Raw genomic sequence first — 12,949 nt, 5'->3', positions numbered from 1 at the left:
CTTGGTTTCCCATCAGCAAGCTCTACTGCTTACTGTTGACAGACCCCCCAAACCCTAGGCAAGTAACCCACCCTCGCAGGAGTCGAGACGATAGAAAAGACGACTGGAGGCAGGGGGTAGGGGTAAATTGAAGCTAGAGTGAAAATCCTCTTGAACTTTGTAGGTTAAGCGGGGGGAAACTTGGCGAACAATTTGCGTCAACAGTTTATCACCGGTTTTTTGGAGAATTGAACGGGGAATCTTATAAATAAACTTGGGAAACTTAACCATAACATCCATACGCAGTTCCCAGGTGACTTGGGTGATAACCGCCGGAATATCCCGTCCCTGTTGCCGAAAAATTGCCTCAATTTCCTGACTAGGAGAAGATAGCGGCATTTCCTCTAGTTTCATAATTGCCTGATAATCCACTAGATAGCCTAAAAACGGTTGATCGGGAATGGGAACACTGCGAGTATGATAGACTCCATTGACGGGCAGCTCCAGAACCACGGCGATTTTCGGCTCCAGTTCATAGCCAAAAGCACCATATTTACCGATGGTGATAATATAACCATTGTCACCGAAGGGCAGAGTTTTCATCGGTTCGGCACAACGACAAAACCAACCTTCGTGAGCGCCCAGATAATCGGCAACCTTGTCCTGATTGCTATACATATCCATACATCCGGCAAAATGGGTTTGAAAACCGAGAAATTGATTGTCTTCTTTGACTTCTACAGATTCGCGAGCTAGGGAGTTAATGGGGGGACGCTGCATGACTTAAAACCTGGAAAATGATAGTGCTAGAAACAGTTGGGGATTAACTGCCAAAGGATCGGGGAAATTTGTAGAATTGAGATTAGTGTAACGTATTGTTAAAAACTATTAGGTCAAGAAGCGATGAAAGCATTTGTAGCAGGAGCCACAGGGGAAACGGGACGGCGAATCGTTGCCCAATTAGTCGAACGTCAGATTCCCGTACGCGCTTTGGTGAGAAACCCAGAGAAAGCGGCGGAAATTTTGCCAGCAGGGGTGGAAATCGTCGTCGGAGATGTCCAACAGGCCGATAAGTTAGAGGCACTAATCGCTGATTGTAGCGTTTTGCTATGCGCCACGGGAGCCAGACCGAGTTTTAATCCCACGGAACCTTTGTTAGTGGACTACTTGGGAACTAAAAATCTCATCGATGCCGCAAAAAAGAAAGGAATCGAACATTTTGTTCTCGTTACTTCCCTCTGTGTATCCAACTTTTTCCACCCCCTCAATCTCTTTTGGTTAATTTTATTCTGGAAAAAACAAGCGGAAGCCTATTTAATCAATAGTGGACTAACCTACACGATCGTGCGCCCCGGAGGCCTCAAAAACGATGATAATCTTAATGCCATTAAAATGTCATCCGCCGATACCCTTTCTGAGGGCAATATTCCCCGCACAAAAGTGGCTTCCGTTTGCGTAGAATCCCTATTTTATCCCGCCGCTAACAATAAAATTCTCGAAATTGTTGCCCCCTCAGACGCACCCAATCTCGATTGGCCTCAATTGTTTCAAAGTGTCACCTAAACAGTGAACAGTAATCAGTAATCAGTGAACAGTAAACAGTAATCAGCAAACAGTAATCAGTGAAATGATAACCCAAATGTGGAAACTAAAAACTCATATCTGATAACTGGTAACTGATAACTGATAATCCGTTAACCTCTTAACCAGTCAAATAATTGACCGAGGGTGATTTGAAAATTCGTAGCAAAAGCGGGGACGGGTAAAAGAGCATTTTCTGATTCAAAAATAGCGATAGTTCGATCACTAAAATAAACAAAGATAATTTCTTCTTCTGGATCGATTAACCAACCCATTTGAGTGCCGTGATCCAGACAATAAAGGATATTTTTAACAACTTTAGTCTGATTTTGATCTGGAGAGAGAATTTCAATTAGCCAGTCAGGAGCGATCGCAAAAGTATTTAATACTTTTCCCTCGCTATCGCGAGGAATATTTTCCCAGAGAAAAACTGAAACATCAGGAACTAGAGAACGACTGCCAAAAGTACAACGCAATTCGGGATAAGCACGGGCAATTCGTTGGGGTTTTAGACTGGCGTTAATAGCCGGAACCAAATCACCTTGAATAGTGCTATGTTTACCTTGGGGCATTGGTTTAGGAATAATTTGACCGTCAATAAATTCCTTGGCGGGTTTAGTTTCTGGTAATTGTAGAAATTCCCTTAGTGTCAGGGAATTATTAACAGTGACAACCATAAAATTTTTTTATTGATCGCTATGATCGTTAATTTTAACGCAATTTCTCCAAGCAGAGAAGATCAAAAACGGGGCGTTGTCAAATTGAAAGATGATCCGAATCAGATGGGAACTCAAATTACTTTGATAGCAAGGATTGCATTGCATCTTTCATATTCTGATCTGACAACGCCACTTTACAAATCTTGCCAAGAAATATTAGGAATAAACTGACCGATTATCTCCGGATCATCAGTCCATTCAATTTCTGTAATTTCTCTTCTGGGAGTTACCGCAGTAAGTTTAGATTCAATTGATAAAAGCAGGTCTGCGTTTAGCCATGACTCACTGTAATGGGAAAAATCGCTAACATTAACTAAGCCAAATTTTAACAGAGTACATTTTGAGATTAGTGCAGATGAATTGATCAAAAAAGTAGTGGGAGTTTCTAATAATCGGGAAAAACTCAATAAACTTAATAAATATCGATGTAAGGGGTTGCTAAGATCAAATTGATCTTCGGTAAATTCAGTGTTGTTTACACTAATTTCTTGATTTAGAAAGTAAATGAACCCGTTTTGAGGTGTTTTAAAAGCAAGAATATTGTCTAATTCTTCAATGGGTTGTAAAGATTGAAAAATTTGATTAGCTGATTCGGTTGCTTGATAATAATTACCCGCTTGAAGATGTTTAAGTTGATCATAGAAATATTGAGGTAAAATAATATCTTTACCGAAATCTAGGATTAACGCTGGATTGTGAATACATAAATCAGGTTCAATTCCGTAAATTTGCTTCATTTTTGGTTTCCTTTTTTAAGTCAAATTAAATTAATTATTATCAGGTAAAGTATATAATCGAGTGTGTTCACTACTTCCACATTGATTACACCTATTTCCACTTTCTTGCCAACTATCTTGACGATGAGCTAGAGTACAGTTACTACAGAAATAAACCTGTTGTCTAGGTCGAAATTCTGCTTGAGTTAAGAGATCCCTTGAACCAATGACTGATTTTAATAATTCTTGAATGGTGGGATTATAGTCAGTATCTAAAAAGGCAGTATTGTTATTCGTAGAATGATCATTAGATGAATCTTCTAAAAAATCGTTTGATTCCCATACTTCAACTAATTCAAACTCAGGTAAAGTAAATTCTTGTGGGTTAGAATTAGATAATTCGGGAGGAATATCCCGCCATACTATTGAAGATTGATCAGGTGTGGGAGTAGGTCGATTAGATGATGATGTGGAAATATCTCGCCATCTAATTGAAGATGTATCAGTTAATTGTCTAGAATTTCTACGGTAGGATAATAGTCTCGAACCGTTGGCTTTATTAAAACAATAAATAATAATTCCAGCAATAAAAATACATCCAACGGCAACTAACCAAAACATAGAGATAACCTATTAATTATCCACGATCTTCCCATTTAATTTGTCTTAAATCAATGGGACTAGGCACAGTATAAGCTTTAGTGCTGTTTCCATGACCACAAGAACTGCATTGACAATTATTATATTGCCAACTATCTTCATGGTAAGCTAATCGGTGGACTGAACATAGATAAACTTTTTCTCCAGGCCGAAAGGGTTCTTGACTAATCATATCTCTAATTTCTCCCTGACTTATATCAATCAGAATATTATGAAGATCATCAGGAAAAGCAACAACGGGTGTATTTCTAGAAGGTGAAGTTGATGATGATTGTGACTTTGACCCACCGCTACTTCTGCTTCCATTAGAGCTATTATTGCTAATAACACCTATTACGATTATTATAGCAAGGATTATCCACCCAATCGGAAACCATGCAATTAAAGCTAGAAGATATATGATACCAAGCCAACCAGAACATCCAGAATTACTGTTATTGTTGCTCATAATAATCCCTTCCTGATTATTTTAATCCCTCCCTGATTCTTTGTAGATGAGAAGTGTTTTTAGTTAGATATTCAATACGATTTGGTATGTAAATAACGCTATCTACACTTTCTCCACTTTTTCCTAAATCTTCTTGATTGGGATTTGAATTGTAGCTATACATAAAGAAAATAAAGCCTTTATCAGCATTCTCGCCGACTGATATAGGAATACTTCGATTTTGGAAATTACTTCCTTGAAAGTAATTATCAAAATGAGGATGAAAAATAGATCGAGCATCGACGATATCCATTTTCCGAGATAAATCAATTTCTTGATATTTTAAATTAACCGATTGAATTGACTGTTTTTGTGAGGGTTTAGCGACAAGCAGTTTAACTCTTCCACCACTACCAAGCTTATCCCCACCTTTAAAAACAGAAGACTTAAGATACTCTGGGTGGCTATCGCTTAACTCCCTTAGGTTTTGAAAATCTTTTGATGACATTTCTTCTAAGTAAAAGTCAAACGGAGAGTTATGTTGTTGACTGCTAGAGATATTACCTAAACCTAGTAAATTAGCAAGTAGTAAAAGGAAGATAACAATTATTAACGATAATATCAGAGGTCTGATGACATCTGAATTTCGTCTAGTAGGTCTTTTGGTCTTTCTTCGTGGACCATCTTGCCAGGATATTTTATCTGTTCTTTTTTCTGGATATTTTTCACTTGGTAAATTAGCCCCAACATTTCCATAAATTTTAGGTTTAATTTGTTGAGCCGTTCTTCCCAGAAAAAATTTCATGTCTTCACGACAGGGATCATAAACAATAGATAAGCACCAAGGATGATAAAAAAATGCCTGTTGCGTGTTCATATCTGTCCCAGACATAAAAGCACTTAAATTGGGATGAGAGTGATACCAACCCACAATATTATCGTCTGGATGTTGTGCCTTAGCATAGTCCATAATTCCTGTCCAAGAATTAGGGGTAAAATCTAAATGTGCGCCTGTGCCAACAGTAGCAGGGGCGGCCACGGCTGCGGTAATATCAACATAGATTCCTAAATCAGTATCTTCATAAGCATTCCCGAAAAGAATTCCCCCTTGTTCAACTCTTAGGTTAGATTTTAAATGAGCTTTTAGATTTCTTAAAGCATCGGCATTAATATATACTCCATATACGCTTTCGCTTTCTTCAGGTTGACGATTAATACCTTTTTGTCCCATAAAATCCCTGAGATTTTTAGGAATTGGTTTATAAACATCATCGCTTTCTTGCCAGACGATATTTATTTCTTCTCGGTTAGACATGATAATTTACCTATGGAATAGTGAGTAAGCAAAAAAGTTTTTACGGACATTGAGGGCAATCATCTAAGAAAATTGCCCATTCTTTTTCGACCTTAAAGATTAGCCTAACTGATATCAGTCCAACCAAAATTAACTTTTAAGGTTTGGGTATCAACGGGAAACCTTGACATATTATTACTAGCCCAAGTTTTTGCTGTACTATTAGCAGGACTGTTTAAATTTAGGACATCTTTAGAGTATTGAATAATTTTGCCAATTCTCAAAATTAACTCGGTTACGGTTTCTCCCGGTGTCCAATAATTTCCTAGACAGACATTTTGGTTAGAAAAAACATTAGGATGAAAAATGGGCGTTAAAAACTGTGCACTGGGTTTTTCTCTAGGATAATTAGTTCCTAGTATGATTTTTACCTGATGAGTATTGCGATAAACAGGATTATTCCCATTAACTTGTTCTATCCCCTTACATCGGTATTCGATGATATATTCATAGGGGGGATTTCCTGTTTTAGAAATCAGTTTTAAACTACCGCCAGAATTCGCAATTAATTCTGAGACTTGTCGTAAATCATTGGTTAGCCTTGTTTCTCTAACACCCATAATTAACCCGCCTCTAAGATAGGATAAACTTCTAAAACATCGCCATTTTGAACCCCTGCTGAAGCTAAAGTGCTTGAACCATTTAATTCTTGTCTTGTACTCTCTAAACGCACTGAATAATCAACATTAGCAGGTAAATTCCATTTGGATTGAGTAGTAGAAACAATTTGATCTACTGTCAAAGTGGCAGGTAAAGTTACAGCAGCTTTACGGGTTCCATCTGCCATACGAACGGTAACAGATAAATCGCTCATAGTTCCTCCTATGTTGGGCAAAATTGAATTGATATTCGACCTTGGGATGTCTCGCAATGTAGAATCTCGTTATGAGGAAGACATAATTGTTCAAGGTTAATAGGGTTTTGGGTAGTTGCTAAAGAGAATTTATCTAATATCTGAATCTGTCTTTCTTGTTGACAGTTAGGACATACAATATCTCTTTCAGCAAACTGAGAACGAGGAATGTTGATCGGTTCTTGATCACCACAATTTAAGCATTGCATCCTATCAATGACTTCATTTCGTAGCCAAAGCACCGAATCAGAAAATCCAGACACATCTAACTGTTTAAGAATTTCCTCAACCGTTAAACTTGGTGAATAAGTTAACTTAATACTCGGTTCAAGGGTTAAATCATGGGCTAAACAATACTCTTGACGAGGAATTTTGACCTTAAAGGCATTCCAAGGATTTAAGTTCAGAAAAAGCTTTTCTCCTGCTTCTAATACCCCCTCTTTTTGGTGTAAATAAAGTAAAGCCTGTTGAACTTCCATTGCCGCAATAATGGAAGTAATTGTCGCAGTTGTGGGCATTGATTTCTCTGGGAGATCCCGTTTTAAACCTTGACAAGAATATCGCTGGTTTCGGCGTTTCCACATCCGATCTGTAATGGTACATTCATAACAAGCAGCATCGGTGTTAGGATCGAAGAAACTGATTTCTCCATTAACCACACCAATTCCCCCATTAATCCACGGAATCCCCGCACGATAGGCCATGTTATTAATTGCCCAACGAGCATTGATACTGTCTAAACAACCAATAATAATGTCATGTTCCCGCACATTCCCGACACCAAGATCAAACTCTAAATCTCCCTGAATTGCTCTCACTGATATGTCGGGATTAATCTCTAGTATCATGCGACGGGCAACTTCGACTTTAGGCTGATTTACGTCTGACTCTCTAAATAAAACAGAACGAGTCAAATTAGTAATTGATACAGTATCAAAATCAATGACAGTGATGTGACCAACGCCAATTAAAGCCAGATTTTTCAGTACCTCATTCCCTAAAGCACCCGCCCCAACAACTAATACGTTTGCACGGGTAAGTTTATCTTGATTCCACCAATCGATTAGGCCATGTCGGGAATATCGTTCATCTGGCGGTAGAGATACATCAGTCCATTCCATATACTCTAAGAACACTGAGAAATATAGGCTGTTTACTGATTTTATTCAGTGCCTATACTGATATACTACTCCATGATTTCAGAAGAATATCAGGGTAAATGCTAACAAATATCAGATTTTTTGCTAAGATGCTATCAGGAGTTTATCAGGGTGTAACAACAATGCACAATGAGCCATTTACTCAAGCAGCGCAACAGTGGGACTTACAAACCCTCTACGCTGATCTCACCTTCGCCAAAGGAAAACCCCTAACCCCTGTGGAAAAAACTCATCTGCGCGGCCTACTGTGTGGCTGTAGTCCCTCAGAAATCGCTGAAAAACTCCATAAAAACCCTAACGGGGTAGAGACGGATCTTTGTGCTACGGTGTATCGTTATGTTAAGAATTTACTGGATAAGAATAACGGACGTATTGATAATTGGCGTAATATTACCCAATGGTTAGAAGAAGCAGGTTATAAACATCCTTCTGCTGAAATTCCGATGACTAAGCTTTTACCTGAGCAAAGTGTGGCTAATATAACTAATGTGACTGTAGAAACAACTCAAGTCGTTATTCATTTCAATCTTGCCATCCCTACCTCAAATAATATGGGTAGTTATCAAAATGAATCAGAAAAAAGTCAAGACGCTGAGAAAATGGATACTTGATTAAGCGTTTGAATGATGATCATGTTCTCAATCAGGGGAAAACTTCCGGGGAAGAAATTAGAAAACATCACCTAGACGGGCATATTCTAAAATTGACCGGCTAAGAGCATCGCGATCATCGCGGGTGAGGTAATAATTCCGGCCGCCGATATCATTGAGAAACCGCAGTAGGGCAAGACAAGCGGACTCTAGATCCGCCCGGTGTCGGGCAGCCGCTAAAGCTTGTTCAGAGGTGGCATAAACTAGGCAATCGCTAATTCCTTCCCTGCCATCCACTCGCCAACATTGAAAAGAATAACCCTGCATTTCTGCGCTCAATTCAATCTGCCAACCGTGATAGTCAAATCGCGTATAAATCATGTCAAGCAGCCCCGTTTAGGAGAGGAGAGTCACAGGTTTGACCGCTCTGATTGTTTAGAAGCCCTGCACCTGTCTAACTTTCTAATTTAACGGGTGATTATGGAAACCCTCTGCAAACTTCGTGCAGATTTCGTGCAGAAATGATTTTGTCTACTGTCCCAAGGCAGATATTACTTTAAACGATAACCAAGACCGTGAACGGTTTCAATAAAGTCTTCCGGCGCACCGAGGGATTTTAGCTTGTGACGAAGACCGCGAATATGGGAAGTAACGGTTTCCTCGGCCGGAGAATCGTCCAAAGACCAAACTCGCTCAATAATACCTGATCGACTTAAGACCCGGCGCCCATGGGTAACAAGTAATTCTAAGAGAGCGAATTCCTTGGGGGTGAGGGAAAGAAGTTGACCGTTATAACTGGCCTCGTGGGTACTGGGATTTAACTGCAACCCCCCCCAAGATAATAAAACACTGCTGGTGCTGCTGCCACGTCGGATCAAGGCCCGAATCCGCGCCATTAATTCGCCCAAATCGAAGGGTTTAGTGACATAATCATCGGCCCCTGCGTCTAATCCGTCGATTTTATCGATTACCGTATCCCTTGCGGTTAATAATAGGACGGGAACGGTGGCATTAGCAGAGACGGGATGATGGGATTCCGCTCGTCGCAGACGTTGACAGAGCAAAGTTCCGCTTAATTTTGGCAGGGTGACATCGAGAACTAAAAGGTCATATTTGCCTAATTCTAGCCAATTCCAGCCTTCTTCTCCGTCTCTAGCCACATCGACAACGTATTGTCGCTCGCTCAATGCCTCTCGCAAAATCTCGGCTAGTTGCATATCATCTTCTACTACTAAAATTCGCATGGTCTAGACTTGACACTCCCGCCGTTAAGCTGACGCTGTGACGGGGGATTCTTGATTCACCCCAAACCCGCTTTTCGGTACAAGTACCAACGAGTCTTACAGTTTCTCCCCAAGCTTGAAATTCCGACTGTCCATCGGTATTTGTTGACAGTATTCTCATACCTTCTTCCCTTACATTCTTGGCGGCGTTTTCATCTCTATCGTGCTGCGTCTTACATTCTGGACAAATCCATTCACGAATACTGAGAGTCAATAAATCATTTTTAAATCCACAGCAAGAACAGAGTTTTGTACTCGGATAAAACCTGTCAACTTCTACAAGTTTTCCTCCCTCTCTTTTTAGCTTGTAGTCCAAGAAATTAAGCAACATACCAAAACCAGCGTCATGTATTGATTTGGCTAATTTAGTCCTTGCTAACCCTTTAATATTCAGATTCTCGGCTACAACGATTTGGTTTTCATCGCATAACTTTCTGGAGAGTTTATGAAGAAAATCCTGTCTAGTATTTGCTATCTTTTCGTGAACCTTGGCTACCTCCTTAATGGCTTTTTGGCGATTATTAGACCCCTTGGCTTTACGAGACAATGCTTGTTGTCTCCGCTTTAAACGTTTAGCATATTTTCTGGTAGGTTTGATTGGGTCAATCTTGTAGGTTGTTTCACCATCAAAAACCGTAACTAAAGAAGATAAACCTAGGTCTATCCCTGATATTTTTAGTTTTTCAATGGTTGTTGAGTCATCCATCTCAAACAAGATGGCAGCCAAATATTTATCTGTACTGGTTTTAGAAACAGTTACGGATTTAATCTTACCATTTATTACTTGAGAAATCTTAGCTTTTACAACCCCTAATTTAGGTAGCTTAATTCCCTTATTTCTAATTGAACAACTTTCAGGATAACGGATTGATTGTTTTTTGTGCTTACTTTTAAATTTAGGGAATTTTGTTCTTTTTGAGAAGAAGTTCTTAAAAGCAGATTCTAAGTTTTTCAATGATTGCTGCAAGGTAGCGGCAGTAGCCTCAGCTAACCATTCAAAATCCAGCTGTTTCTTGAGTTTGGTAAGGTCTTTTGCCATGTCACAGTAGGTCATTCCTTTACCAGTCTCTAGGTACTGATTGTTAGTTTTATTTAAGTAGTAATTCCCAACAAAACGGACGCAACCAAAGTTTTTAGCTAAGGCTAGTTCCTGTTTTTTGTTTGGGTATATTCTCACTTTTAAAACATTTAACATCAGCCTGACCCCATCTGTGCTATCTTTTCAGTATAACACTTCCGCTTAAATATGTCAAGCTCATACATACCTTAAGAATCAAGCCTTTCCTTATTAGGAAACGCTGTCGCGTTAGTTTAGATTCTGGGGGCAATTCATCTCCCGTTAATTTCTGGTATATTTTTAATTAAGGAGAAATTTAACGGGAGTCCTCTTGCTCCATTTAGATAGAGTAAGCTGGAAATAGCGTCGGTTAACTCCTGATGAATTGGCTCAAACAAGGAAAATGGATCGCGGGAGGTTTCGGGCTAACTGTCTTATTGATGGGAACTATTAGCCTAGTTTCCTATCGCAATACCCTCGCCCTGCGTCAGCGCGCTGCCGAGGTGGAAGTTACCTACGAGATCATCGATAATCTCGCTAATCTTTACGCTAACATGGCGGTGGCCGAATCGGGAAGACGGGGTTATATCACAACTGGCAGCCCTAGGGAATTAAGCCGTCATCATCGGGCGATCGCTTTGATGCAATCTAACTGGCAACTCCTGGCTAAACAATTAGAAAACGGCACGGATTTCGAGCGGGAAATGGTGACTGAGATCGGGGATTTAATGTATCGGCGAATTACTTTATTTAATCAATCGATCGCCACCTATAAATCCGATCAATCCGATGATATTTCTCAAGATGCAATCACGGTTAAAAGTGTCGAAGTCCGGGATAAGTTTCAAAATCTTCTTACCTATTTACAAGCTAGTCAGAAAAGGAATTTAAGAAGTAGCATCGCTAGTTCTAGGGATAGTATCAGCGAAAATTCTCTTTTGGGTTTACTGGGAACTTTTATCAGTTTTGGGATTATTTCCGGAGTTTATTTTTTGATTTTTTGGCAAGAGAAACGGCGACAAAAAAGTGATGAAATTCACCGTTTATTACTACAGGAAAAAGAACTTTCCGATCTAAAAATTCAGCTTTTTTCTATGATATCCCATGAGTTCCGAACTCCTTTAACCGTGATTCTTTCCGCCTCGCAGTTATTAGAAAATGGCTTAAAAGATGCAGAACAGTCGAGCAGAAAAAACCTATATAGAATCCAGTCTTCTGTCAAGCTAATGAATCAATTCTTAACAGATATTTTGATTTTAACAAGGGCAGAATCTGGTAATCTCAGTTGTCGGCTAGAGCCGCTCGATATTGAAGCTTTTTGTTTAAATTTAGTCGAGGATTTTCAATTTATCAATAAAAATAATACCCCGATTAAATTTGTCAGTCAGGGATTGATGATCCGTCCTTATCTAGATGAGAAACTGCTCTACTCGATTTTAAGTAATTTACTCTTAAATGCGATTAAATATTCCCCCACAGGAGCAGGGATTAGTTTGATTTTGTGGAAAGATAGCGATCGCATTGTTTTTCAAGTCCGGGATCACGGTATCGGCATTGCCGAGGAAGATAGAGGTAAGATCTATGAACCCTTTTATCGGGGTCAGAATGTGGAAAATATTATCGGCACGGGATTGGGGTTAGCAGTGGTTAAAAAATGCGTCGAACTCCACCGCGGCGAAATCGCCCTAGATAGCCAAGTGGATAAGGGAACAAGCTTTACCGTCAAACTGCCCATTTCACCCTAGTTCCAGCTTGAGCGGTCTAAAGATGACAAAATGTAACTTTCTTTCTTTCGAAACCGGACGAAAGCAACGAAGAATTTTTATCGCAGCTGGAATTAGTCCAGAATCAACTCACTCCGGGTTGATGGCATCGAAATTTTAGGCAAAAATAGGGCTTTTACCGCCCAAAAAGCCTATATTTTGGCTATTTACCCCCAGTTGACCCCTGATTTTTGCAGCCAGTTAACTCTCCTGGGGAACTGGTCACGGTTTCCTGATAGGATAAGGTGACTTGGGATTAACTTATGGTGTTGAAAATATGTCTCTAAAACCTTACATTTCTCGCTTATTAGCTTTGGTTCTCGTCCTGGTCATCGGATTGATGGGTTGTTCTAGTAGTTCGCAGTTAACCGGCAATTATGGACAGGATACCCTGACGGTGATTGAAACTTTAACCACAGCCCTTGATTTAGTCAAAGATGACCCGAATAAAGCGACAGTTGAGTCGCAAGCAAAGGAACAAATCAACGATTACATCTCCCTCTACCGACGAGATAAAAAATCCGGGGGTTTGCGTTCTTTCACTACTATGCAAACAGCCTTAAACTCTCTAGCTGGTTATTATACCGCCTACGGTTCCCGTCCCATCCCCGACAAACTCAAACAACGTTTAAAACAAGAATTTAAACAGGTACAATTCTCTCTCCAGAAAGGAATTTAGATACAGATTAGGGGTTGGGTGTTAGGGTTTTGGGGAGTTGGGGTTTTGGGGTATTAGTTGAAATCCCTCCATCTCCCCACACCCCATACCCCACACCCCACTCCTGTAAAAATCAGACCAAATCCGGT

Annotated in this window: 16 protein-coding genes; 4 read left to right on the top strand and 12 right to left on the bottom strand. The window is 39.8% G+C overall.

Features of this window, described 5'->3' with window-relative positions; translation table 11 throughout:
* Positions 1 to 54: 54 nt before the first annotated feature.
* Positions 55 to 759: a DUF1997 domain-containing protein gene (locus tag O9300_RS00570; protein ID WP_287969404.1), complete on the bottom strand. Its 705-nt coding sequence runs from the start codon at positions 757 to 759 to the stop codon at positions 55 to 57.
* Positions 760 to 882: 123 nt separating this feature from the next.
* On the opposite strand from O9300_RS00570, the gene O9300_RS00565 reads away from it, so the two are divergent.
* Positions 883 to 1,542, top strand: coding sequence for an SDR family oxidoreductase (locus tag O9300_RS00565; RefSeq protein WP_287969402.1), 660 nt, complete (start codon positions 883 to 885; stop codon positions 1,540 to 1,542).
* A gap of 131 nt (positions 1,543 to 1,673) precedes the next feature.
* Here O9300_RS00565 and O9300_RS00560 read toward each other — a convergent pair whose 3' ends face one another.
* The 8 genes from O9300_RS00560 to O9300_RS00525 all read right to left on the bottom strand — a co-directional run bounded on the left by O9300_RS00560 (position 1,674) and on the right by O9300_RS00525 (position 7,410).
* Positions 1,674 to 2,237 carry a Uma2 family endonuclease gene (locus tag O9300_RS00560; RefSeq protein ID WP_272015323.1) on the bottom strand — a complete coding sequence of 188 codons (564 nt, stop codon included), beginning with the start codon at positions 2,235 to 2,237 and terminating at the stop codon, positions 1,674 to 1,676.
* Between the two features lie 176 nt (positions 2,238 to 2,413).
* A complete protein-coding gene (locus tag O9300_RS00555) occupies positions 2,414 to 3,016 on the bottom strand; it encodes a hypothetical protein (RefSeq protein ID WP_287739678.1) in 603 nt (200 codons plus the stop codon).
* A gap of 30 nt (positions 3,017 to 3,046) precedes the next feature.
* Positions 3,047 to 3,616 (bottom strand): hypothetical protein, encoded by a 570-nt coding sequence (locus tag O9300_RS00550; RefSeq protein ID WP_287739677.1) that lies wholly within the window; start codon positions 3,614 to 3,616, stop codon positions 3,047 to 3,049.
* 16 nt (positions 3,617 to 3,632) lie between these two features.
* Positions 3,633 to 3,827, bottom strand: a complete 195-nt coding sequence (locus O9300_RS00545) for a hypothetical protein (protein WP_232023740.1) — start codon at positions 3,825 to 3,827, stop codon at positions 3,633 to 3,635.
* Between the two features lie 292 nt (positions 3,828 to 4,119).
* On the bottom strand, positions 4,120 to 5,397 hold the full coding sequence (locus O9300_RS00540; protein WP_287969398.1) for a Mov34/MPN/PAD-1 family protein: 1,278 nt from the start codon (positions 5,395 to 5,397) through the stop codon (positions 4,120 to 4,122).
* A 104-nt stretch (positions 5,398 to 5,501) separates the two neighbouring features.
* A complete protein-coding gene (locus O9300_RS00535) occupies positions 5,502 to 5,996 on the bottom strand; it encodes a ubiquitin-conjugating enzyme E2 (RefSeq protein ID WP_287739674.1) in 495 nt (164 codons plus the stop codon).
* Positions 5,997 to 5,998: 2 nt separating this feature from the next.
* Positions 5,999 to 6,250 (bottom strand): EsaB/YukD family protein, encoded by a 252-nt coding sequence (locus O9300_RS00530; RefSeq protein WP_287969395.1) that lies wholly within the window; start codon positions 6,248 to 6,250, stop codon positions 5,999 to 6,001.
* 8 nt (positions 6,251 to 6,258) lie between these two features.
* Positions 6,259 to 7,410, bottom strand: a complete 1,152-nt coding sequence (locus O9300_RS00525; RefSeq protein WP_159297604.1) for a HesA/MoeB/ThiF family protein — start codon at positions 7,408 to 7,410, stop codon at positions 6,259 to 6,261.
* Positions 7,411 to 7,571: 161 nt separating this feature from the next.
* Between O9300_RS00525 and O9300_RS00520 the strand changes: the two genes are divergently transcribed.
* A complete protein-coding gene (locus tag O9300_RS00520; RefSeq protein ID WP_159249892.1) occupies positions 7,572 to 8,060 on the top strand; it encodes a helix-turn-helix domain-containing protein in 489 nt (162 codons plus the stop codon).
* Between the two features lie 57 nt (positions 8,061 to 8,117).
* On the opposite strand, the gene O9300_RS00515 is transcribed toward O9300_RS00520, so the two are convergent.
* From O9300_RS00515 to O9300_RS00505, 3 genes are all read right to left on the bottom strand, one after another.
* Positions 8,118 to 8,420: a hypothetical protein gene (locus O9300_RS00515; RefSeq protein ID WP_287969392.1), complete on the bottom strand. Its 303-nt coding sequence runs from the start codon at positions 8,418 to 8,420 to the stop codon at positions 8,118 to 8,120.
* Between the two features lie 170 nt (positions 8,421 to 8,590).
* Complete coding sequence (locus tag O9300_RS00510) at positions 8,591 to 9,283, bottom strand: response regulator transcription factor (RefSeq protein ID WP_002758477.1); 693 nt, start codon at positions 9,281 to 9,283, stop codon at positions 8,591 to 8,593.
* Positions 9,258 to 10,517, bottom strand: a complete 1,260-nt coding sequence (locus O9300_RS00505; RefSeq protein ID WP_190722986.1) for an RNA-guided endonuclease InsQ/TnpB family protein — start codon at positions 10,515 to 10,517, stop codon at positions 9,258 to 9,260. The genes O9300_RS00510 and O9300_RS00505 overlap by 26 nt, the downstream gene beginning before the upstream one ends.
* Positions 10,518 to 10,759: 242 nt before the next feature.
* Between O9300_RS00505 and O9300_RS00500 the strand changes: the two genes are divergently transcribed.
* Positions 10,760 to 12,124, top strand: coding sequence for a sensor histidine kinase (locus O9300_RS00500; RefSeq protein ID WP_287969390.1), 1,365 nt, complete (start codon positions 10,760 to 10,762; stop codon positions 12,122 to 12,124).
* Positions 12,125 to 12,419: 295 nt separating this feature from the next.
* Entirely contained in the window at positions 12,420 to 12,821 is a 402-nt protein-coding gene (psb27, locus tag O9300_RS00495) for a photosystem II protein Psb27 (protein ID WP_287969387.1), read from the top strand.
* The last annotated feature ends 128 nt before the right edge of the window (positions 12,822 to 12,949 follow it).

The organism is Microcystis sp. LE19-195.1E (assembly GCF_027532095.1).
Lineage (GTDB): Bacteria > Cyanobacteriota > Cyanobacteriia > Cyanobacteriales > Microcystaceae > Microcystis > Microcystis aeruginosa.
This window is presented reverse-complemented; position numbering and strand designations above follow the sequence as displayed.

Excerpts from the sequence above, each read along its gene's own strand:
- O9300_RS00570 (WP_287969404.1), bottom strand. The coding sequence starts at position 759 with ATGCAGCGTCCCCCCATTAACTCCCTAGCTCGCGAATCTGTAGAAGTC.
- O9300_RS00565 (WP_287969402.1), top strand. The coding sequence starts at position 883 with ATGAAAGCATTTGTAGCAGGAGCCACAGGGGAAACGGGACGGCGAATC.
- O9300_RS00560 (WP_272015323.1), bottom strand. The coding sequence starts at position 2,237 with ATGGTTGTCACTGTTAATAATTCCCTGACACTAAGGGAATTTCTACAA.
- O9300_RS00555 (WP_287739678.1), bottom strand. The coding sequence starts at position 3,016 with ATGAAGCAAATTTACGGAATTGAACCTGATTTATGTATTCACAATCCA.
- O9300_RS00550 (WP_287739677.1), bottom strand. The coding sequence starts at position 3,616 with ATGTTTTGGTTAGTTGCCGTTGGATGTATTTTTATTGCTGGAATTATT.
- O9300_RS00545 (WP_232023740.1), bottom strand. The coding sequence starts at position 3,827 with ATGATTAGTCAAGAACCCTTTCGGCCTGGAGAAAAAGTTTATCTATGT.
- O9300_RS00540 (WP_287969398.1), bottom strand. The coding sequence starts at position 5,397 with ATGTCTAACCGAGAAGAAATAAATATCGTCTGGCAAGAAAGCGATGAT.
- O9300_RS00535 (WP_287739674.1), bottom strand. The coding sequence starts at position 5,996 with ATGGGTGTTAGAGAAACAAGGCTAACCAATGATTTACGACAAGTCTCA.
- O9300_RS00530 (WP_287969395.1), bottom strand. The coding sequence starts at position 6,250 with ATGAGCGATTTATCTGTTACCGTTCGTATGGCAGATGGAACCCGTAAA.
- O9300_RS00525 (WP_159297604.1), bottom strand. The coding sequence starts at position 7,410 with ATGGAATGGACTGATGTATCTCTACCGCCAGATGAACGATATTCCCGA.
- O9300_RS00520 (WP_159249892.1), top strand. The coding sequence starts at position 7,572 with ATGCACAATGAGCCATTTACTCAAGCAGCGCAACAGTGGGACTTACAA.
- O9300_RS00515 (WP_287969392.1), bottom strand. The coding sequence starts at position 8,420 with ATGATTTATACGCGATTTGACTATCACGGTTGGCAGATTGAATTGAGC.
- O9300_RS00510 (WP_002758477.1), bottom strand. The coding sequence starts at position 9,283 with ATGCGAATTTTAGTAGTAGAAGATGATATGCAACTAGCCGAGATTTTG.
- O9300_RS00505 (WP_190722986.1), bottom strand. The coding sequence starts at position 10,517 with ATGTTAAATGTTTTAAAAGTGAGAATATACCCAAACAAAAAACAGGAA.
- O9300_RS00500 (WP_287969390.1), top strand. The coding sequence starts at position 10,760 with ATGAATTGGCTCAAACAAGGAAAATGGATCGCGGGAGGTTTCGGGCTA.
- psb27 (WP_287969387.1), top strand. The coding sequence starts at position 12,420 with ATGTCTCTAAAACCTTACATTTCTCGCTTATTAGCTTTGGTTCTCGTC.